Origin of the sequence: Pseudomonas sp. PMCC200344 (assembly GCF_030053095.1) — a bacterium.
Classification (GTDB): Bacteria; Pseudomonadota; Gammaproteobacteria; order Pseudomonadales; family Pseudomonadaceae; genus Aquipseudomonas; species Aquipseudomonas svalbardensis.
Genome location: NZ_CP125618.1, coordinates 1,267,470 through 1,288,250 on the forward strand (window position 1 = coordinate 1,267,470; position 20,781 = coordinate 1,288,250).

Sequence of the window (20,781 nt, forward strand, 5' to 3'; positions counted from 1 at the left end):
ATAGGCAGCCGGAAAAAGACATTTGCAAAAGTCCGGATATTCCTTAGAATATGCGGCCTTTCGGGCACCTATGCCCGCTGTGCCTTTAGATTTGCAGCACCGACTACAGGAACGATGTTCACATGCTAACAATCCGTCTTGCCCTTGGCGGCTCCAAAAAGCGCCCGTTTTACCACTTGACCGTAACCGACAGCCGCAACCCGCGCGACGGTTCGCACAAGGAACAGGTTGGTTTCTTCAACCCTGTTGCTCGTGGTCAAGAAGTCCGTCTGTCCGTGAACCAAGAGCGCGTAGCCTACTGGCTGAGCGTTGGTGCACAACCTTCTGAGCGTGTTGCTCAGTTGTTGAAGGACGCGGCTAAGGCTGCGGCCTGAGCAATATGAACGCGACGCCAGCTGTTGCTGATGATTTGATCGTTATCGGCAAAATTTATTCGGTTCATGGCGTTCGCGGCGAAGTGAAGGTGTATTCCTTTACTGATCCGACTGAAAACCTGTTGCAGTACAAAACCTGGACGCTCAAGCGCGAAGGTAATGTGAAACAGGTCGAGCTGGTCAGCGGACGTGGGAGCGACAAGTTCCTGGTCGCAAAGCTCAAGGGTCTTGATGATCGTGAAGAAGCGCGTCTTCTGGCCGGTTATGAGATCTGCGTGCCGCGCAACCTGTTCCCTGAATTGACCGACGGCGAGTACTACTGGTACCAGCTGGAAGGTCTGAAGGTCATTGATCAACTCGGGCAATTGCTCGGGAAAATCGATCATCTTCTGGAAACCGGCGCCAATGATGTAATGGTGGTCAAGCCTTGCGCTGGCAGCCTGGATGATCGCGAACGCCTGTTGCCCTATACGGAGCAATGCGTGTTGGCCGTCGACCTTGCCGCAGGCGAGATGAAGGTGGAATGGGATGCGGACTTCTAAGCGTGGCTAACTTGCGCGTAGAAGTGATCAGTTTGTTTCCCGAGATGTTCTCCGCCATCAGCGAGTACGGCATCACCAGTCGTGCGGTGAAACAGGGGCTCTTGCAGCTCACCTGTTGGAATCCGCGAGACTACACGACGGATCGACATCACACTGTGGACGATCGCCCATTTGGCGGTGGCCCGGGCATGGTGATGAAGATCAAGCCCCTGGAAGATGCGTTGGTTCAGGCCAAGGCAGCAGCCGGGGAGGCGGCGAAGGTAATTTACCTGTCCCCCCAAGGCCGTCAACTGACTCAGTCGGCGGTACGCGAGTTGGCGAATCTGGATGCATTGATCCTGATTGCCGGCCGCTATGAAGGCATTGACGAGCGTTTTATAGAGGCTCATGTCGATGAAGAGTGGTCGATTGGCGACTATGTACTGTCTGGCGGCGAGCTGCCGGCGATGGTCCTGATCGATGCGGTTACACGACTGCTGCCTGGAGCTTTAGGGCATGCGGACTCCGCCGAGGAAGATTCCTTTACGGATGGTTTGCTGGATTGCCCGCACTACACCCGACCGGAGGTGTATGCGGATCAGCGTGTTCCCGACGTGTTGCTAAGTGGCAATCACGCGCATATCCGGCGTTGGCGTTTACAGCAGTCCCTTGGTAGGACCTTTGAACGACGCGCCGATCTTCTGGAAAGCCGCTCGCTTTCTGGAGAAGAGAAGAAGCTGCTCGAGGAATACATCCGCGAGCGGGACGATAGTTAACAACGTATCGATGGTAGATCCGACGATTTACCTTAGGAGCACAGCATGACTAACAAAATCATCCTTGCACTCGAAGCAGAGCAGATGACCAAAGAGATCCCTACCTTTGCCCCGGGCGACACTATTGTCGTTCAGGTGAAAGTGAAGGAAGGCGACCGTTCGCGTCTGCAAGCGTTCGAAGGTGTTGTTATCGCCAAGCGTAACCGCGGCGTAAACAGTGCTTTCACCGTTCGTAAAATCTCCAACGGTGTTGGCGTAGAGCGTACTTTCCAGACCTACAGCCCGCAAATCGACAGCATGGCCGTTAAACGTCGCGGTGACGTACGTAAAGCCAAGCTGTACTACCTGCGTGACCTGTCCGGTAAAGCAGCTCGCATCAAGGAAAAACTGGCTTAAGTCCAGCTTCCGATGCAGAAAAAAGCAGCCTACGGGCTGCTTTTTTGTTGCCCGCGATTTATCTTCCTTGGCCGTATTGCCGGTCTTGCCTGAGCCTTTATGCCCGCCATCGATCATCCACTGATAGACCAATTCCTCGACGCTCTGTGGCTGGAGAAAGGTCTTTCCGATAACACCCGCGATGCCTATCGCAGCGACCTGGCCCTGTTCCACGGCTGGCTGCAGGAAAAAGGGTTGGAGTTGGTCAATGCCGGCCGCGAATTGATCCTCGATCACTTGGCCTGGCGTCTGGAGCAAAACTACAAACCCCGCTCGACGGCGCGATTTCTCTCCGGCGTGCGTGGCTTCTATCGCTATTTGCTGCGTGAAAAGTTGATCGCGGTCGATCCAACGTTACGCGTCGATATGCCTCAACTCGGTAGGCCATTGCCTAAATCGTTGTCGGAAGCCGACGTGGAAGCACTGCTAAAAGCACCAGACCTGAGCGAAGCCATCGGCCAGCGCGACCGCGCCATGCTCGAAGTGCTTTATGCCTGCGGCTTGCGTGTGACTGAGTTGATCAGCCTGACACTGGAGCAGGTCAATCTGCGCCAAGGCGTGTTGCGAGTGATGGGCAAGGGCAGCAAGGAGCGGCTGGTGCCGATGGGCGAGGAGGCGATTGTCTGGGTCGAGCGTTACATGCGCGATGGCCGCCAGGAGCTGCTCGGCGGGCGTCCCAGCGATGTCATGTTCCCCAGCCAGCGCGGCGAGCAGATGACTCGGCAGACCTTCTGGCATCGCATCAAGCACCAAGCCAAGGTTGCCGGGATCGGCAAGTCGCTGTCGCCGCACACCTTGCGCCATGCCTTCGCCACGCACCTGCTCAACCATGGTGCGGACTTGCGGGTGGTGCAAATGCTGCTCGGCCACAGCGATCTGTCGACCACGCAGATCTACACCCACGTCGCCCGCGCCCGCTTGCAGGACTTGCATGCCAAACATCACCCGCGCGGATAAGCGCAGGGCTTTGTAGCAGCTGGCGAAGCCTGCGTCCGGCTGCGCAGCAGTCGTGAATCAGACACTGCGGTGCTTCAGTTAAACCGACGATTCAGGGTTTACGACTGCTACGCAGCCGGACGCAGGCTTCGCCAGCTGCTACATAAAGCGTCGTACACCGGGAGTTAGGTGTCTTGTCACCCGCATTCGGTCACGCGGGCCTTATGTGGTAGGCTTTGCCGGTTTGCACGATGGGCGTTTATGACCCGGTGTTTCGGCACGGGCGTTCTGATCGTCCCATTTGTCCGCCTTCAGGAGTTCTCATGCGTCTGACCCAGATTTTCGCCGCCGCAGCCATTGCGTTGGTCAGCACCTTTGCCGTCGCCGATGACGCGGCCGACAAAGCCATTCGTAAAAGCCTGGAAAACCTCCAGCTCGAGGTGCCGGTAGAAACCATCACCGCCAGCCCGCTGCCAGGTCTGTACGAAGTCAAACTCAAGGGCAGCCGCGTGCTCTACGCCAGCGCCGATGGCCAGTACGTCGTTCAGGGCTACATGTTCCAGCTCAAGGACGGCAAACCGGTCAACCTGACCGAAAAGACCGAACGCCTGGGCGTGTCCAAACTGGTCAACGCAATTCCAGTCGCGGAAACCGTGGTCTACCCGGCGATCGGCGAAACCAAATCGCACATCACTGTGTTTACCGATACCACCTGCCCGTACTGCCACAAGCTGCACGCTGAAGTGCCTGAGCTGAACAAGCGCGGCATCGAAGTGCGTTACGTCGCGTTCCCGCGTCAGGGCCTGGGCTCACCGGGTGATGAGCAGCTGCAAGCGGTCTGGTGCTCGAAAGACAAGAAAGCCGCCATGGACAAGATGGTCGACGGCAAGGAAATCAAGGCCGCCAAGTGCGATAACCCGGTTTCCAAGCAGTTCGCCCTCGGTCAGTCGATCGGCGTGAACGGTACACCGGCCATCGTTTTGGCCGACGGCCAGGTCATTCCGGGCTACCAGCCTGCGCCACAAGTCGCCAAACTGGCGCTGGACGCGAAATAAATTCGCATCGTCACGGTCAGCCATTGACGATCATGGTTCGGCGGCAGCGTTCGCCGAGCCATTAATAGAGAACCGCGAGTATGCGGTTGTTTTCACGGCCGGCCTTGAGTCGGCCGTTTTATGGGGAGTTCACAGTGAAACCGGTCAAAGTAGGCATCTGTGGGTTAGGGACCGTCGGTGGCGGCACCTTCAACGTACTTCAGCGTAACGCCGAGGAAATTGCTCGTCGTGCCGGGCGTGGAATCGAAGTGGCACAAATTGCCATGCGCACGCCAAAGCCTCAGTTCCAGACGACCGGTATTGCGATTACCAACGATGTCTTCGAAGTGGCCACGAACCCTGAGATCGACATCGTCATAGAGCTGGTGGGCGGCTACACCGTTGCCCGCGAGCTGGTACTCAAAGCGATCGAGAACGGAAAACATGTTGTGACCGCGAACAAGGCGTTGATCGCCGTTCACGGTAATGAAATTTTCGCCAAGGCCCGGGAGAAGGGCGTGATTGTGGCGTTCGAAGCCGCCGTGGCCGGTGGCATTCCGGTGATCAAGGCGATCCGTGAAGGTCTGTCGGCCAACCGCATCAACTGGGTCGCCGGAATCATCAACGGCACCGGTAACTTCATCCTCACCGAAATGCGTGAGAAGGGCCGGACTTTCGAAGACGTACTCGCCGAGGCGCAAGCCCTGGGTTATGCCGAGGCCGATCCGACCTTCGACGTTGAAGGCATCGACGCGGCCCACAAGCTGACGATCCTGGCGTCCATCGCGTTCGGTATTCCGCTGCAGTTCGACAAGGCCTACACCGAAGGCATCACCAAGCTGACCACCGCTGACGTGAACTACGCCGAAGCGCTGGGCTATCGCATCAAGCACCTGGGCGTGGCGCGCAGCACCGCGGCCGGCATCGAACTGCGCGTGCACCCGACGCTGATCCCGGCCGACCGCCTGATCGCCAACGTCAATGGCGTGATGAACGCGGTGATGGTCAACGGTGATGCCGCCGGTTCGACCCTGTTCTACGGCGCTGGCGCTGGCATGGAGCCGACCGCTTCGTCGGTGATCGCCGACCTGGTGGACGTGGTTCGCGCCATGACCTCCGACCCGGAAAACCGCGTACCGCACCTGGCCTTTCAGCCGGATTCGCTGTCGGCCCATCCGATCCTGCCGATCGAGGCCTGCGAAAGCTCCTATTACCTGCGCATCCAGGCCAAGGATCATCCGGGCGTGTTGGCGCAGGTGGCGAGCATCCTGTCGGAGCGCGGCATCAACATCGAATCGATCATGCAGAAGGAAGTCGAAGAACACGACGGCCTGGTGCCGATGATCCTGCTGACTCACCGCGTGCTGGAACAGCACATGAACGACGCGATCGCCGCCCTGGAAGCCTTGGCGGGCGTAGTCGGTCCGGTCGTACGGATCCGCGTCGAGCACCTGAACTAAGCCGTTATCGTTCACCGGGCTCGCCTGCGAGCCCGGGTTTGCGAACACTGTCTATTGGAGCCAGTCATGCGTTATATCAGTACCCGCGGCCAGGCACCGGCCCTGAATTTCGAAGACGTCCTGCTGGCCGGTCTGGCCACGGACGGTGGTCTGTACGTCCCGGAAAACCTGCCACGTTTCACCCAGGAAGAAATCGCTTCCTGGGCCGGCCTGCCGTATCACGAGTTGGCCTTCCGGGTGATGCGCCCGTTCGTGACCGGCAGCATCCCCGATGCCGACTTCAAGAAGATTCTTGAAGAAACGTATGGCGTGTTTTCCCACAACGCCGTAGCGCCATTGCGTCAGCTAAACGGCAACGAATGGGTGCTGGAGCTGTTCCACGGCCCGACCCTCGCGTTCAAAGACTTCGCTTTGCAGCTGCTGGGTCGTCTGCTCGACTACGTGCTGGAAAAACGCGGTGAGCGCGTAGTGATTGTCGGCGCCACCTCCGGCGACACCGGTTCGGCCGCCATCGAAGGCTGCAAGCACTGCGAAAACGTCGACATCTTCATCCTGCACCCGCACAACCGTGTGTCCGAAGTGCAGCGTCGCCAGATGACCACCATCTTCGGCGAGAACATCCATAACATCGCCATCGAAGGCAACTTCGATGACTGCCAGGAAATGGTCAAGGCCAGCTTCGCCGACCAGAGCTTCCTCAAAGGCACGCGTCTGGTGGCCGTGAACTCGATCAACTGGGCGCGAATCATGGCCCAGATCGTTTACTACTTCCATGCAGCCCTGCAGTTGGGCGGCCCGGCACGTTCGGTATCGTTCTCGGTGCCGACCGGCAACTTTGGCGACATTTTCGCCGGTTACCTGGCGCGCAACATGGGCCTGCCGATCAACCAGTTGATCGTCGCCACCAACCGCAACGACATCCTGCACCGCTTCATGAGCGGCAATCAGTACGTCAAGGACACGCTGCACGCCACGCTGTCGCCGTCGATGGACATCATGGTGTCGTCGAACTTCGAACGCCTGCTGTTCGACCTGCACGGTCGCAACGGCGCAGCGATCGCCGGGCTGATGGACACCTTCAAACAAGGTGGTGGTTTCAGCGTCGAACAGGAACGCTGGACCGAAGCCCGCAAGCTGTTCGATTCGCTGGCCGTGGATGACGCTCAAACCTGCGAAACCATTGCCGAAGTTTTTGAGCAAACCGGCGAACTGCTGGATCCGCACACCGCCATCGGCGTGAAGGCGGCGCGCGAGTGCCGTCGCAGCCTGGATATCCCGATGGTGATCCTCGGTACGGCGCATCCGGTCAAATTTCCGGACGCAGTGGAAAAAGCAGGCGTAGGAAAAGCACTCGAACTACCTGCACATCTTTCTGATTTGTTTGAGCGAGATGAGCGCTGCACCGTGCTGCCAAATGACCTGAAAGCCGTGCAGGCCTTTGTCAGTCAGCATGGCAACCGCGGCAAGCCTCTGTAACCAATTAAAACTGTCACATTTTGAAGCCCGTCTCCTGACGGGCTTTCTCATTTCTGCATGTCACACTTGTTGGGTTTTCGCCCCATGAAGGACGGGCGAGTTGATCACGAAGGAAGTGGCAATGCTGTTTTTCAAAGGGTTAAAACCAGCTGCATGCTGGATGTTTTTTTTAGTCGGCACCCTGGGTTTTGCTCAATGGGGGAGCGCGTCGCAATTGGCGGCGACCGATTCCAAAGGATCGGTTGCTGGCCTAATGATCGAGCTGGATGCTCAGGAGTTGAAATGGATTGCCGAGCATTCAAAAGTCATCGTCGCATCGGTGCAATATCCGCTGTACCTGTTCAAGGATGAGCACGGTCAATGGAGCGGTTTGAACAATGATCTGCTCAACCGCATCAGTGCGATGACGGGATTGCAGTTTGTTCACGAGGAATCGTTTTCCACCGATCAGTTGCTCGGGCGACTGGAAAGTGGCGCAGCGGACATGAGCACGACGCTGGCGATGAATGACGAACGCAAGACGTTTCTGGATTTCAGTCATGCGTTCGGTGGCGCTGGCTGGGTGTTCGTCGGGCGGGCCGGGGCGCCAGAGGTGCAATCCCTGGAGCAGCTGTCGGGACAGGTTCTGGTGTTGCCGACCCGGCATGCGCTGGAGGCCACGATTCGCCGCGACTATCCGGACATCGACCTGCGCTCGGTTAAAACCTATGCGGAGGCCCGGGCGCTGGTCGAGAGCGGTGAGGCCTATGCCACCATCGAAAACGAAACCGGAGCACAACTCTATCCGTCCGGGCAGCTCAAGGTCGGGTATACGGTCGAGGGCAAATGGGAGGCGGACCACCTGGCCGTACGCAAAGGTCAGCCTCAGCTGTCGAGCATCCTCAACAAGGCGCTTGAAGCGCTTGATCCTGCTGAATTGCGCGCCATTCGCCTGAAATGGCTCAATGGGATTGCCCCCATTAAGGTGCCTGGCGCCTGGCACCGACTCGCCGAGTGGGGCTGCTGGGGAATGTTTATCGTCAGTCTGTTCGGCCTGTTGTCCCTGCTCTGGAACCGACGGCTCACGGTATTGATCCAGCAACGCATGGATGCCGAGAAAAGTCTGAGTGATCAGCTCGCCTTCCAGCATGCGTTGATGGACGCCATGCCCGATCCGATGTTTGTTCGTGATCTGGAAGGGCGTTTGATCATGTGCAACAAGAGTTATGAGGAGGGCTTGTCGACCCGTTTCGACCAGGTTCAGGGGCGACAGCTGATTGAACTGGACGTCTTGCCCAAAGAGACTGCCGAACTGCTGCATGCAGAGTTCATGGCCCAGCTCGGAACGCGCAAGACCCGCTTCAATGAGCGTCAATTGATGTTCAACAACGGCGTCAGGCATGTCTATCAGTGGACGGTGCCTTTTTACAGTGCCGACGGACAATTGCGGGGCCTGCTGGGAGGCTGGACCGATATTGGCAAGCGTAAGAAGCAGGCGTGACGCGGCTGTTTTTTCTCTGTCATCTTGGCCGTGCATGCTCTATTGACCCGCGGCGCAGTTTCACCAGCAGTCGGTATCCAGAACTTTCTTCTCGAGCCAGTGGTCATTTACTGTAGGCACGCCCCAGGCACTTTGTTTTCGGACTATTGAGTGGTGATCGAGATGGAAAGTATCAGTCTATTGCTCGGTGAAGCTCTGAGCCCGTATCAGGTAACGTTGACCCCGTCGGGGACCCATGGCGAATGCCTGGTGACACTGAAAAATGCGACCGGCGCGATCGTGGTCGAGCGGGCGTTCAATCAGGACCAGTTGACCAGCAAACGTCTGCTGACGGATGTCGTCGACGGTTTGCATCGCGACGTGCTGATCGCCGAAGGCAGGCTGGAGCCCTGCGTCATCGCGGCGTTGCGTAATGCTGCTCAGGACAAGATCCTGGCCAACCGAAATTGAATTGTTTTTTGTGGGAACCTTCCTGCGCTTAGGTCAGTCAGACCATGTAACAGCAGGATCAAGCATTGTGCTCCGGTGCTTGTAGCTTGCTGCCACTGGCCTTTAAATAGGCCACGTTTAACCCCGAGTCGTCTCCCCACTTCTCGGGGTTTCTTTTTGCCTGCGATTTGTCATTGCTCGGCCTGCTGTAAGAAAAATGCCCGGCTGGCTTCCAGGTAGTCGCTGCGACTCTCGGGGTCCAGCCAGGCGGCGTATGCCTCGCTTAAGTGATCGTGGGGCAGGGTGCGCAGCAGTTGGTTGATCTCGATGATCGCCTGCCGACCCTGGGGAGTGTCAGTACAGCCAATGTAACCGGACAGGTATTTGCCCGTGCCGCGAATCGGGTAGAACTGCAATTCATCTTCCGCGATCCCTTGCTGCTGGGCCTGGTAGCGGATTTCCGAGCGGTACCCCAACAGCATCCGCAAGCGCCCCAAGCGTTGCATTTGCAACAGGCTGCCCAAAGCGTCGTTGCCGTAGTGGAGGGTCAGTGAGTTGGCTGGCGCTTGTTTGAGCAGCGCGTCGAGATATTCGCCGTAGTTGCGCTCGGCAATAATGCCCAGTGTCTCGCGGCCACTGGCCAGCAGAGCCGCCAGGTCCACTTCGCCGTCCTTGATAAAGGGCGTCAACATCTCCCGATCAACGCGTCGCACTGCAAGGCCGTTACTCATGGCCCGAAACACCGGAATGGAAAATGCGATCCAGCCATCGCGCTCCTTGCTCCAGTTCAGCGCTGCATCGCACGTGAGGGATGGCTCGTGGAGCATTTGCAAGCCACGAGCGCGATTGACTCGCATCAGGGAGTGTTCATATTGCGGCATGCGGGCGATCAGCAGCGGTAACAGTTTATCGATGACGCCCTGGCCCTTTTTCGATCCTTCGAAAATCATCAGCGGTGGAAGATCGCGCAACAGCCAGACCAGGGTTTCCCTCGGTTGCGCCAACGTTGGCTGAGCCTGGCCGGCGAGCAACAGGAAAAACGCGTACGCGCACAATGCTCGTCCGCCGCGCGTCAGGCAGTGGTTGATGGGCCGCGCAAGCAGGCGCCTCAGCTTAGATGGCCCCGTCTTCACGCAGTTTTGCGATCTGTTCCTTGTCGTAACCAAGATCGTTGAGTACCTGCGCATTGTGTTCGCCCAACTGCGGCCCGACCCATTCCGAAGTGCCGGGTGTCTCAGAGAGTTTCGGCACGATTCCCGGCATCTTGAAATCTTTACCGTCCGGCAACTTGGCCTTCAGGAACATTTCCCTGGCCAGGTACTGCGGATCACTGAACATGTCTTCAGCACTGAAGATCCGGCTGGCCGGTACATCGGCCTGATTCAACTGCTCGATGATGGTGTCCAGCGGCAGCGAGTTAACCCAGCGATCAATCACCCCATAAATCTCGTCGCGACGGCTATCGCGTCCGTCGTTGCTCGCCAACGCAGGGTCATTGGCCAGGTCCTCGCGACCAATGATCAGCATGAAGCGTTTGAAGATCGCATCGCCATTGGCGCCGATCTGCACATGTTTGCCGTCGACACTGGTGTGGATCGAGGAGGGCGTGATGCCCGGCATGATGTTGCCGGTGCGTTCGCGGATGAAACCGAACACGTCGAACTCCGGGACCATGCTTTCCATCATGGCGAAGATCGCTTCATACAGCGCCACATCCACCACTTGGCCGAGGCCACCGTTGACCTCGCGATGACGCAACGCCATCAATGCGCCGATCACGCCCCAGAGCGCGGCAATCGAGTCACCGATGGAAATACCGGTGCGTACCGGTGGCCGGTCTTCGAACCCGGTGATGTAGCGCAAGCCACCCATGGATTCACCGACGGCGCCAAAGCCTGGCTGATCCTTCATCGGCCCGGTCTGACCGAAACCCGAGAGACGCACCATCACCAGTTTCGGGTTCAAAGCGTGCAAGACTTCCCAGCCCAGACCGAGTTTTTCCAACACGCCCGGGCGAAAATTCTCGATCAGAATGTCCGCTTCGCTGAGCAGTTTTTTCAGGATCGCCAGGCCGTCGGGGTGTTTGAGGTTCAGGGTCAGGGATTTCTTGTTGCGCGCCTGGACGAACCACCACAGCGAGGTGCCTTCATACAGCTTTCGCCATTTGCGCAACGGATCGCCACCATCGGGGGACTCGATTTTGATCACCTCGGCACCGAACTCGCCGCAAATGCGCGAGGCAAACGGCCCGGCGATCAGCGTACCCAATTCAATGACTTTCAGACCTGAGAGCGGTTTTCCGGTGAGCGGCATGCTGGATCCTGTAGGACAAAGGTTGAGCGAATACAGGGTTTTAACATAGCCGAACGTCAGACGACCAAGGTTGATCGCCTTCAATTCGTGGATTGCCTACCGCATCGGTTAGACTTGCCGCCTTTCCCCGTATCAAGAAGCCCGTTCATGGCCCAGCCGTCCACGACCTACAAGTTTGAACTGAACCTTACCGACCTCGACCGCAGCGTGTACGAGAGCGTGAAGCAGACCATCGCCCGTCACCCTTCGGAGACCGAAGAGCGTATGACCGTGCGGCTGCTGGCCTACGCCTTTTGGTACAACGAGCAGTTGTCGTTCGGTCGCGGTCTGTCAGACGTGGACGAACCTGCCCTGTGGGAAAAGAGCCTGGACGACCGTGTCCTGCACTGGATCGAAGTCGGCCAGCCAGACGCCGATCGCCTGACGTGGTGCTCGCGTCGCACCGAACGCACCAGCCTGCTGGCTTACGGCAGCCTGCGCGTCTGGGAGACCAAAGTGATCCCGGCGATCAAGAACCTGAAAAACGTGCACATCGCTGCTGTTCCGCAGGAAGTGCTGGAAACCCTGGCCAAAGACATGCCCCGGGTTATCAAGTGGGACGTGATGATCAGCGAAGGGACGATTTTCGTCACCGACGACCGTGGTCAGCATGAAGTCCAGTTGCAGTGGCTGAGCGGCGAACGCGGCTGATTACTCGCTGCTGGTCCGCTTTATCCGGTTTTGTCCTACGTATCCAAGAGAAGCACCTGTCACCCCATGCGCATCGAACCTCGCCTGTTGCCCGACACCCTGCCATTCCTCGGTGATCTGCCGCCGCTGCTGACCCGTCTTTACGCGGCGCGGGGCGTGCTGTCCGAGGCTGAACTGGACAAGAGCCTGGCGCGGTTGATTCCATTCCAGCAACTCAAAGGCATCGATGCAGCGGTGGATTTGCTGGTGACGGCGCTCGAGCAGTGTCAGCGGATTCTGATCGTCGGTGACTTCGACGCCGATGGCGCGACGGCCAGTACCGTGGGCATGCTGGGCTTGCGCTTGCTGGGCGCGGCGCACGTCGACTATTTGGTGCCGAACCGATTCGAGTACGGCTACGGCCTGACGCCGGAAATCGTTGAAGTGGCGCTGACCCGTACACCACAGTTGCTGATCACTGTGGACAACGGTATCTCCAGCGTTGAAGGCGTGGCGGCGGCGAAAAAGGCCGGCCTTCAGGTGCTGGTCACCGACCACCACTTGCCCGGTGACGAGTTGCCGTTGGCCGATGCCATCGTCAATCCCAACCAGCCAGGTTGCGAGTTTCCGAGCAAGGCGCTGGCCGGCGTCGGGGTGATTTTCTATGTGCTGATGGCCCTGCGTGCGCGTTTGCGCAGCCTCGGCTGGTACGAGAGCAAACCGCAGCCGAACATCGGCGAGTTGCTGGACTTGGTGGCCCTGGGCAGCGTCGCCGACGTGGTACCGCTGGATGCCAACAACCGGATTCTGGTGCACCAAGGCCTGGAGCGGATTCGCGCCGGGCGCGCGCGGCCGGGGATCAAGGCGATCCTCGAAGTCGCCAAGCGTGACCACACGCGCATCACCTCTACCGACCTGGGGTTCATTGTCGGCCCACGTCTGAACGCGGCGGGGCGTCTGGATGACATGAGCCTGGGCATCGAATGCCTGCTCACCGAAGACGCTGGTCTGGCGCGTGAAATGGCCGCTCAACTCGACGGCATGAACCAAGACCGCAAATCCATCGAGCAGGGCATGCAGCGTGAAGCGCTGGCTCAACTGAAGGATTTGCCGGTCGAGTCGATGCCGTTCGGCTTGTGCCTGTTCGATCCCGAGTGGCACCAGGGTGTCATCGGAATCCTCGCATCGCGTATGAAAGAACGCTATTTCCGTCCGACCATTGCCTTTGCCGATGCCGGCGATGGCTTGCTCAAGGGCTCGGGGCGTTCGGTTCAGGGTTTTCATATTCGCGACGCGTTGAGCGTGGTGGCGGCGCAGCATCCGAATCTGATCAGCAAATACGGCGGCCATGCGATGGCAGCCGGCCTGACGCTGCCGGAAGCGAATTTTCCGTTATTCGCCGAAGCCTTTGACGCGGAAGTGCGTAGGCAATTACGCGAAGAAGACCTGACCGGGCGATTGCTGTCGGACGGCACGTTGGCGGTCGAGGAATTCCACCTGGAACTGGCCCGTGCCCTGCGCCATGCCGGGCCTTGGGGGCAACATTTCCCGGAGCCGCTGTTCCACGGCGTGTTCCAGTTGGTCGAGCAGCGAGTGGTCGGCGAGCGGCACCTCAAAGTGGTGCTGAAAAGCGAATGCGGCTCGGTGAAGCTGGATGGCATTGCCTTCGGAATCGACCGCGACATCTGGCCGAATCCGACCATCAAGTGGGTGGAATTGGCCTACAAACTCGACCTCAACGAGTTCCGTGGCAACGAGACGGTGCAGTTGATGATTGCCCATATCGAACCGCGTTGAAGCGATCTTCTGGCACCCAATCCATCTGAACCCTCCCTCATCCCCCGATGTCGACTAGTCTCTAAGCACTGCTTGATTATCCTTGTGACGTCTTGTCGAATTTTTTGCCCGCGGGGGCGGGTGCTGCACCTTTTTCCTGTCACTCGTCGACTTTTCAAACAGAACCCTGGAGCCTGCCCACTGATTCGAGAGGTGCCCCATGAGTCTGCTGCTTGAACCCTATACCCTTCGCCAATTGACCCTGCTCAACCGCATTGCGGTATCGCCGATGTGCCAGTACTCCAGCATTGATGGACTGGCCAATGATTGGCACCTGGTCCACCTTGGCAGCCGCGCTGTCGGCGGGGCCGGCCTGGTATTTACCGAAGCCACGGCGGTGACCGCCGACGGACGCATCACCGCCGAGGACCTCGGCCTGTGGAACGATGAACAGATCGAACCGTTGCAACGCATCACTCGCTTCATTGCGGCACAAGGCGCTGTGGCCGGCATTCAGTTGGCTCACGCCGGGCGTAAGGCCAGCACCCATCGGCCGTGGATCGGTAAACATGGCAGCGTCAAACCCGAAGACGGTGGCTGGGTTCCGGTGGGCCCTTCGCCGATTGCTTTCGACCCGCAGCACACCCACCCCAAGCAGCTCGATGATGGTGAGATCGCTGAGGTCATTCAGGCCTTTGTCGCTTCAGCCCAGCGAGCACTGACCGCCGGTTTCAAAGTGGTGGAAATACACGCCGCTCACGGCTACCTGTTGCATCAGTTTCTTTCGCCCCTGAGCAATCAGCGGCGCGATCAATATGGTGGTTCATTCGAGAATCGCATCCGGCTGGTGCTGCAAGTCACCGAAGCGGTGCGTGCGGTGTGGCCTGAAGAGCTACCGCTGTTCGTGCGGGTCTCGGCCACCGATTGGGTGGAAGACGGCTGGAACCCGGATGAAACCGTGGAGCTGGCGCGACGCCTCCAAGCGTTGGGCGTAGACCTGATTGACGTCTCGTCGGGCGGTACTGCGGCCAACGCCGAAATTCCTACAGGTCCCGGTTATCAGACCCGCTTCGCCGAACGAGTGCGCAAAGAGTCAGGTATTGCCACCGGCACGGTAGGAATGATTACCGAGCCGGCGCAGGCCGAGCACATTCTGCGCACCTGCCAGGCGGACATCATCTTCCTGGCCCGTGAGCTGCTGCGCGACCCGTACTGGCCGCTGCATGCCGATGATGATCTGGGTGGACGCAAGGCCATCTGGCCGGCGCAGTATCAGCGGGCCACCCATCGTGAACAGCCGATTCATGAGTCGGATTTGCGCGACTGATTGATGCTGTAAAACCAAAAAGCCCCGATCGAGTTGACCGGGGCTTTTGCGTTTCTAGGCCGGGATTTTTATTGTCTGGCCTGGCGTCATCGCGAGCAGGCTCGCTCCCACATTGGATCTCCATGAGACACCAAATTTTTGTCCGACAAAGATCACCTGTGGGAGCGAGCCTGCTCGCGAAGGGGACCTCTCAAACGGTGACTTACCCTCAGGTGTACTTACGCTTATCCGGTGCAGGCGGGAAGTACTGGTACAACCAGGTTTCACTCAGCGTCCGGTCATTGGTGCGAATGAACAACCGCAGCTCCACCGGCGCCACGCTGTCATTGGTTGGGTACCAGTCAAAGGTAATGCGGTAACCCTTGATGTCATCCAGCACCAGCACGTTGAAATCCTTCACTTGCCCATTCGAGCACGTGACGACCGGCTCGATCCCTGCGCCTTCAGGCAAACGGTCCAGACCGCCGCCCGTGAAGTCCACGGCAAACCGTCGCGCCCAGACTTCCGGGTAATGCTCGCCGGGGGCCCAACCTTCGATGAAGCCGCCCATGCCCGAACGAGTGGCGTTGACCCGCGCCAACGGCGTGCTGACCGGTGGCAGTGCGCTCCAGTACAGCTTGTAGCCGTAGTTCAGGGAGTCGCCGGCGGCGACCGGTTTCTTCGGGGTCCAGAACGCGACGATGTTATCCAGGGTTTCGCCGGTTGTAGGAATTTCCAACAGATCGATAGAGCCTTCACCCCACGCGGTCGTAGGTTCTACCCACAGGCTCGGACGCTTGCTGTACCAGTCGACGGTGTCTTGATAGCTGTCGAACTCATGATCGGTCTGCACCAGGCCGAAACCTTTCGGATCGGTGTCGGCGAAGGCGTTGAATTGCAGGGTGGCCGGGTTATTCAGCGGGCGGCAGATCCACTCACCGTTGCCGCGCCACATGGCCAGGCGATCCGAGTCGTGGATCTGTGGGTGAATCGTGTCGCACATGCGTCGTTCATGGGTGCCGCAGCTGAACATGCTGGTCATCGGCGCGATGCCCAGTTGTTCGATGGCAGTGCGCGCATTGATGTGGGCATCGATGCCCATGACAACCTGGCTGGCCTGACAGTCGATGTCGAAACGGTAGGCACCGGTGGCGCTCGGTGAATCCAGCAGGGCGTAGACCACGAAGCGGGTGCTGTCCTTGTCCGGGGTCTCGAACCAGAACTTGGTGAAGTCCGGGAACTCCTCACGCTTCTTGGCATAGGTATCGATCGCCAGACCGCGTGCCGACAGACCGTACTGGCCCGAGGCATCGACCGCACGGAAATAGCTGGCGCCGAGGAAGGACAGCACGTCGTGCTGGTCCAGCTCCGGAGCCTTGAACAGCTTGAACCCGGAAAACCCCAGATCGCCCGTGAGCTGCTTGGTGTCGACCGTGGTTTTCTCATAGTTGAACAGGGAAGGGCGGAAATGCACCTCCCGCGCCTGACGAGTCTTGGGGTCGACGCTGTACATGCGCACCGGTTGCTTGAAACCCATGCCGACGTGGAAGAACTGCACATCCAGCTGACCGTTGAGGTCATTCCACAGCGAGTGGTTGCCGTCGTAGCGGATCGCATTGAAGTTTTGCGGTGTCATGGTCGCCAGGGTCGGCGGCAACACCTGCTTGGTGTCCTGATAGCGATTGCCGGCGAGCTGCTTGGCCTGGATCTTCAGCGCTTCGAAGTCGAACGCCTGAGCCTCGCCATCCGCCGCGCCGGTACCGGCCCAGGCCCGGGCAGCCAGCAAACCGGTGGCTGATAATCCGGTGTAGGCAGCGATGGCCATGGATGCTTTGAGCAAATTCCTGCGGTACATAAGTTCAACCTGTCGTGAACAATCCCGGGCCGTTCCTGGCACGTGCTGGATCAAAAATAAAGGTTCGGACATGCCTTCGGCCAAACGCAACGGACATTAAACAGATAACAAATAGCTTAAACCGTTCGGTTGTGTAGAAAAAATGATTGGTAGCACTTTGGCTTCGTGGCAATGAAACAAGAAATGTCGGTTAAGTTTTCTGACAGTACTTTCTGATTTATAGGGCATTTCTGCTTTTTTTGACTAATTACTCTAAAAATCGCTTTTCACCGCCGCGATAGTTTCTATTCTGTGTTCATGACCGACCTCTGCCCTTCAGGCCGGCGACTACAAAAAGGAGAGGGCGATGCGGTTTTTGAAGTTTTCTCGGGCTTATAGAAGGACATCGTCCATGACGAAAGTACAAGGCATCACCCAGTTGCTGGGAATCCTTCCTTGCTTGACCACAGTGCGCCGAAGGCGTCGGGTCAGTTCGGACGAGATGAAGTTGTTGGAGCGCTATCGGGAGCTGTCGGAAAGCGACCAGATTGCGATGCGGTATCTGGTGGATGCGATGAGGAGTGTTTCGCGGTTTTGAAGGTAGGAGACTGAGGCATGTTGGAAAACCAAAGGGATGGACTGCAAAGTCCGTCCCTTTGTGCATCAACTCAACGGCAACCAGTGGTGAATGGCCGTTGTGCCTGCATCAGATCAGGCATGTCCCGCCATTTGATCCAGGCCTGATGCTGCCAACGCAGCAGCGGCACCGAGATCCCGGCCCACTGCAATGAACTCAGGCTTGGAATGTTATCCACAGATGTTGCTTTCGACTCACGCAGCGTGGGTATGACTTCATTGCTCAGCCATTGGCGCAGGTTTCGGTTTTCTGGGACAAAATGGTGAATCAATAGGGCGTACATCCCTGATTCGCTGACCATCAGCGATTCGACCGTTTTGCCGTTCTTCAGCATCCAGACATATTGGCGCTGATCGGGATCAAGTTTCAGGGTAAGGCGTTGGTCCATCGGACGGCCCATCAAACGACCCAGATCCTGGACGCAGAACCAGGCTTGGTTGTCCTGCATGAAGGCGTGGAGGAAGCGGTTGTGGCGGGTGAAGATGGTTGGGGAGAAGTAAGGTAGAAGCGAGTTTTGAGCGTGTGCTGACATGAAGTGACTTCCGTTTTGAGTAGGAAAGTCGCCACCAACCCTTCGACAGGTTGGGTGGCGGACCGAGTGGCGTTCGAAGTCGGGACACTTCCAATCAAAACGGAAGCCGGAAGGCCCGCGCCACACGGCCCGCCATAAATCAGAACTGAAGACATGAAACTGCCTCAATTCTATGGGGGCGCATAAGCACCGTTTTGAAATTTCCCGGCTTCGACCCCGGGTCGCTGATTTTGCAGCGACGAGGTAAAGCCTATCGTTCAGGCGCTCGCGGCGCCAAGTCTACCTTGGCGCCGCATGCTGTAGGAATCGGTGTCTTTTCTGGAAGGTTCGATCTGTAGGAATTGCCTGTTTTTGCACGAGAGTCAGCGCCACGCGGCGTTTGACTGGAAACTCTGTTTTTCATTGCCTATGGTCAAAAAGCGCCAAGGAAATTTCGGTGCTTATGGACAGGGTTTAAAAATGGAGAATATCTTGAAAGTATCCCTCAAACAGATAAACGGTCCTTGGGGCCTGGGATGGGTGCTGGACAAGCACCAATCTACGTCGCGGCATTAACTTGGAAATAAGATAGATGACAACTGTATTTATTGCGGGCTCTATTAATATCAAGCACCTTGATCCCAAGGTTAAAGAGCGTATCAATAATATCGTTGATTCAGAGTTTGATGTCGTGGTTGGCGACGCAGGCGGAGCCGATACTTCTATTCAAGAGTATCTGTTAAGCCTGGCCCGATCTAAAACTACTGTTTATTGCAGTGGCGTGGTCCCGCGAAACAATCTTGGAGAATGGCCGGCTAGGACAGTGGAAACCTAGCACTCCAAAGGGTCGCGAGCTTTTTTTACGGCGAAGGATGTTGTCATGGCCGAGGCCGCGGATTACGGCTTGATGATATGGGATGCAAAAAGTACTGGAACATTGAGTAACGTAATTGAGCTGTTGTCTCGAAAGAAAAAGTCGCTCGTTTTCGTTAATAAAGAAAAAGCTTTTAAGGTGGTAGGGAATGTGAGTCAGCTTGAGGAGCTTGTTGCGTTTATGTCGGATTACGCTAAACAAAAGGCAGATGAAAAAATCAAGCTTTTCGATCGCATATCTTTGCTGAAGCACGATCAAGCAGAACTGTTGCTTTGATGGTTTTCTCTTCAGTCAATAGCTGTCATTAACTCCCCTTTCTCTAGGAGTGTGAGAAAGGGGATATTTCAGCGACGGCACCACTAGCGGGGCCGAGAGAGCAAAAAAACTTATCGACTAACCTTCCAAGCATCCCCCGCAGGCGCAGTCCCATGGTCATACGGCTTGGCAAGCCACATATAAACCAGCCCCAACCCAATCACGATCGCAGTACTCAACACCATCGCATAATTGATGTACCACGCCGCATCCGGTGTGCGCGGCCAGGCCATGTTGATGATCGCGCCGACGCCGTACACCAGCGCGCCGATATTCACGGCCCAGCCCCAGGCGCCGAGGGTGAATTTACCGCTTGGTTTCCAGCCCTTCATGCGCGCGTACAAAGCGGCGAGCACGATCATCTGGAACGCCAGGTAGATGCCGATGGCCGCGAAGCTGACAATGGTTGCCACCGCATCCTGCAGGAAGAAGCCCAGCACAATGATCAGCGCCGGCAGGACGCCGGACACGAACAGCGCCGCAACCGGAACCTGAGTCGTAGGGGAAATCTTCTTCAGCAGTGAGCTGCCGATGACCATTTCATCCCGAGCGTAGGAATACAGCAGACGGCTCGCCGCGGCTTGCAGGCTAATGACGCAGGAGATGAAGGAAATCATCACCACGCCCATCACCACTTTCGAACCGACCGGGCCGAAGGCGTTGTTGAGGATGGTGGTGACCGGATCCTTGTCGGTGCCGTTGATCACCGCTTGCATGTCTGGCACGGCGAGGATCAGCGCCAGGCAGGCGAACATCGCCGCGATGCCGCCGATGTAGATGGTCATGCGCATGGCCACCGGGATTTGCTTGCTTGGGTTCGGGGTTTCTTCGGCCACATCGCCGCAGGCCTCGAAGCCGTAGTACAGGAACATCCCCGCCAGCGATGCGGTGAGGAATGCCGGTAAGTACGAGCCGTCGACGCTGATATCGAAGGTATTGAACAACACCCTGATCGATTGATGACGTTCGAAGATCAGCAGGTAAACGCCGACGATCAACGCACCGACCAGTTCGCACAGGAAGCCGAACATGGCGATCCGCGCCAATACTTTGGTGCCGCTGAGGTTGACCAGGGTTGCGAACAAGGTCAGGAACAGTGCGATGACGATGTTGGTGTTGTTGCTCGGTTCAAAGCCCATCATGGCGGCCAGGTACGGGCCGGCGCCCACCGCAACGGCGGCGATGGTGACGCACAGGGCGATGGAGTAGATCCAGCCGACCATCCACGCCCAGCGCTTGCCCACCAAGCGACGAGCCCACGGGTACACACCACCGGAAATCGGGAACTGCGAGACCACTTCACCGAAGATCAGGCACACCAACAACTGGCCGCATCCGACCAGCAAGTAAGCCCAGAACATCGGTGGCCCACCCGCGGCGAGGCACAGGCCGAACAGCGTATAAACCCCTACGACCGGAGAGAGATAAGTGAAGCCCAGGGCGAAGTTTTCCCACAGGCTCATGCTGCGATTGAAGTTCGAGGTGTAGCCCAGCTTGCGCAGTTGCTCGGCGTCGCTGTCGGCAACGACTGCGGAGAGTTCGGATGATGCACTCATGGTGTGTTAACTCCGGAAAATCGGCAGATTTCGGATGTCCGAAACCGTGGCAGGGCCATGACGGCGCTG

21 protein-coding genes are annotated in these 20,781 nt (G+C 57.8%); 16 read left to right on the top strand and 5 right to left on the bottom strand.

Annotated elements, in window-relative coordinates:
- Nucleotides 1-122 precede the first annotated feature (122 nt).
- The 10 genes from rpsP (at nt 123) to QFW87_RS05660 (ending at nt 8,942) form a co-directional block, all read left to right on the top strand.
- Nucleotides 123-374, top strand: a complete 252-nt coding sequence (gene rpsP / locus QFW87_RS05615; RefSeq protein ID WP_007944872.1) for a 30S ribosomal protein S16 — start codon at nt 123-125, stop codon at nt 372-374.
- A 5-nt stretch (nt 375-379) separates the two neighbouring features.
- Nucleotides 380-916: a ribosome maturation factor RimM gene (gene rimM, locus QFW87_RS05620; RefSeq protein ID WP_046053340.1), complete on the top strand. Its 537-nt coding sequence runs from the start codon at nt 380-382 to the stop codon at nt 914-916.
- Nucleotides 898-1,671 (top strand): tRNA (guanosine(37)-N1)-methyltransferase TrmD, encoded by a 774-nt coding sequence (trmD, locus tag QFW87_RS05625; protein ID WP_154503229.1) that lies wholly within the window; start codon nt 898-900, stop codon nt 1,669-1,671. The genes rimM and trmD overlap by 19 nt, the downstream gene beginning before the upstream one ends.
- Before the next feature lie 45 nt (nt 1,672-1,716).
- Nucleotides 1,717-2,067, top strand: coding sequence for a 50S ribosomal protein L19 (gene rplS, locus QFW87_RS05630; protein ID WP_003175895.1), 351 nt, complete (start codon nt 1,717-1,719; stop codon nt 2,065-2,067).
- Between the two features lie 99 nt (nt 2,068-2,166).
- The gene (gene xerD, locus QFW87_RS05635) at nt 2,167-3,063 is read left to right on the top strand and encodes a site-specific tyrosine recombinase XerD (RefSeq protein WP_283183143.1); all 897 of its coding nucleotides are present in this window, start codon (nt 2,167-2,169) and stop codon (nt 3,061-3,063) included.
- A gap of 302 nt (nt 3,064-3,365) precedes the next feature.
- On the top strand, nt 3,366-4,097 hold the full coding sequence (gene dsbC, locus QFW87_RS05640; protein WP_283183144.1) for a bifunctional protein-disulfide isomerase/oxidoreductase DsbC: 732 nt from the start codon (nt 3,366-3,368) through the stop codon (nt 4,095-4,097).
- 134 nt (nt 4,098-4,231) lie between these two features.
- Nucleotides 4,232-5,536 (top strand): homoserine dehydrogenase, encoded by a 1,305-nt coding sequence (locus tag QFW87_RS05645; RefSeq protein ID WP_046053481.1) that lies wholly within the window; start codon nt 4,232-4,234, stop codon nt 5,534-5,536.
- 66 nt (nt 5,537-5,602) lie between these two features.
- Nucleotides 5,603-7,012, top strand: coding sequence for a threonine synthase (gene thrC / locus QFW87_RS05650; RefSeq protein ID WP_129441497.1), 1,410 nt, complete (start codon nt 5,603-5,605; stop codon nt 7,010-7,012).
- Between the two features lie 121 nt (nt 7,013-7,133).
- The gene (locus QFW87_RS05655) at nt 7,134-8,492 is read left to right on the top strand and encodes a transporter substrate-binding domain-containing protein (protein ID WP_283190014.1); all 1,359 of its coding nucleotides are present in this window, start codon (nt 7,134-7,136) and stop codon (nt 8,490-8,492) included.
- A 162-nt stretch (nt 8,493-8,654) separates the two neighbouring features.
- Complete coding sequence (locus QFW87_RS05660; protein ID WP_283183147.1) at nt 8,655-8,942, top strand: DUF3509 domain-containing protein; 288 nt, start codon at nt 8,655-8,657, stop codon at nt 8,940-8,942.
- 170 nt (nt 8,943-9,112) lie between these two features.
- Here the strand turns inward: QFW87_RS05660 and QFW87_RS05665 are convergent, their stop codons facing one another.
- Nucleotides 9,113-10,108, bottom strand: a complete 996-nt coding sequence (locus tag QFW87_RS05665) for a TIGR02285 family protein (protein ID WP_283183148.1) — start codon at nt 10,106-10,108, stop codon at nt 9,113-9,115.
- Nucleotides 10,035-11,234 carry a CaiB/BaiF CoA-transferase family protein gene (locus QFW87_RS05670; RefSeq protein WP_283190015.1) on the bottom strand — a complete coding sequence of 400 codons (1,200 nt, stop codon included), beginning with the start codon at nt 11,232-11,234 and terminating at the stop codon, nt 10,035-10,037. The genes QFW87_RS05665 and QFW87_RS05670 overlap by 74 nt, the downstream gene beginning before the upstream one ends.
- A gap of 147 nt (nt 11,235-11,381) precedes the next feature.
- On the opposite strand from QFW87_RS05670, the gene QFW87_RS05675 reads away from it, so the two are divergent.
- From QFW87_RS05675 to QFW87_RS05685, 3 genes are all read left to right on the top strand, one after another.
- Nucleotides 11,382-11,924, top strand: a complete 543-nt coding sequence (locus QFW87_RS05675) for a YaeQ family protein (protein WP_007897614.1) — start codon at nt 11,382-11,384, stop codon at nt 11,922-11,924.
- A gap of 66 nt (nt 11,925-11,990) precedes the next feature.
- Nucleotides 11,991-13,700, top strand: a complete 1,710-nt coding sequence (gene recJ, locus QFW87_RS05680; RefSeq protein ID WP_283183150.1) for a single-stranded-DNA-specific exonuclease RecJ — start codon at nt 11,991-11,993, stop codon at nt 13,698-13,700.
- Between the two features lie 199 nt (nt 13,701-13,899).
- Nucleotides 13,900-15,006 (top strand): NADH:flavin oxidoreductase/NADH oxidase, encoded by a 1,107-nt coding sequence (locus QFW87_RS05685; RefSeq protein WP_283183151.1) that lies wholly within the window; start codon nt 13,900-13,902, stop codon nt 15,004-15,006.
- 208 nt (nt 15,007-15,214) lie between these two features.
- On the opposite strand, the gene QFW87_RS05690 is transcribed toward QFW87_RS05685, so the two are convergent.
- Nucleotides 15,215-16,840, bottom strand: a complete 1,626-nt coding sequence (locus QFW87_RS05690) for a glucan biosynthesis protein D (protein WP_283190016.1) — start codon at nt 16,838-16,840, stop codon at nt 15,215-15,217.
- A 391-nt stretch (nt 16,841-17,231) separates the two neighbouring features.
- Between QFW87_RS05690 and QFW87_RS05695 the strand changes: the two genes are divergently transcribed.
- Nucleotides 17,232-17,417 carry a hypothetical protein gene (locus QFW87_RS05695; RefSeq protein WP_008151642.1) on the top strand — a complete coding sequence of 62 codons (186 nt, stop codon included), beginning with the start codon at nt 17,232-17,234 and terminating at the stop codon, nt 17,415-17,417.
- Nucleotides 17,418-17,487: 70 nt separating this feature from the next.
- On the opposite strand, the gene QFW87_RS05700 is transcribed toward QFW87_RS05695, so the two are convergent.
- Nucleotides 17,488-17,988 (bottom strand): Bro-N domain-containing protein, encoded by a 501-nt coding sequence (locus QFW87_RS05700; RefSeq protein WP_283183153.1) that lies wholly within the window; start codon nt 17,986-17,988, stop codon nt 17,488-17,490.
- Between the two features lie 571 nt (nt 17,989-18,559).
- Here QFW87_RS05700 and QFW87_RS05705 point away from each other — a divergent pair.
- Both QFW87_RS05705 and QFW87_RS05710 read left to right on the top strand, forming a co-directional pair.
- Entirely contained in the window at nt 18,560-18,802 is a 243-nt protein-coding gene (locus tag QFW87_RS05705) for a hypothetical protein (protein WP_283190017.1), read from the top strand.
- A 45-nt stretch (nt 18,803-18,847) separates the two neighbouring features.
- Nucleotides 18,848-19,117, top strand: coding sequence for a hypothetical protein (locus QFW87_RS05710; protein ID WP_283190018.1), 270 nt, complete (start codon nt 18,848-18,850; stop codon nt 19,115-19,117).
- A gap of 110 nt (nt 19,118-19,227) precedes the next feature.
- On the opposite strand, the gene QFW87_RS05715 is transcribed toward QFW87_RS05710, so the two are convergent.
- On the bottom strand, nt 19,228-20,712 hold the full coding sequence (locus tag QFW87_RS05715) for an amino acid permease (RefSeq protein WP_283190019.1): 1,485 nt from the start codon (nt 20,710-20,712) through the stop codon (nt 19,228-19,230).
- Nucleotides 20,713-20,781 lie beyond the last annotated feature (69 nt).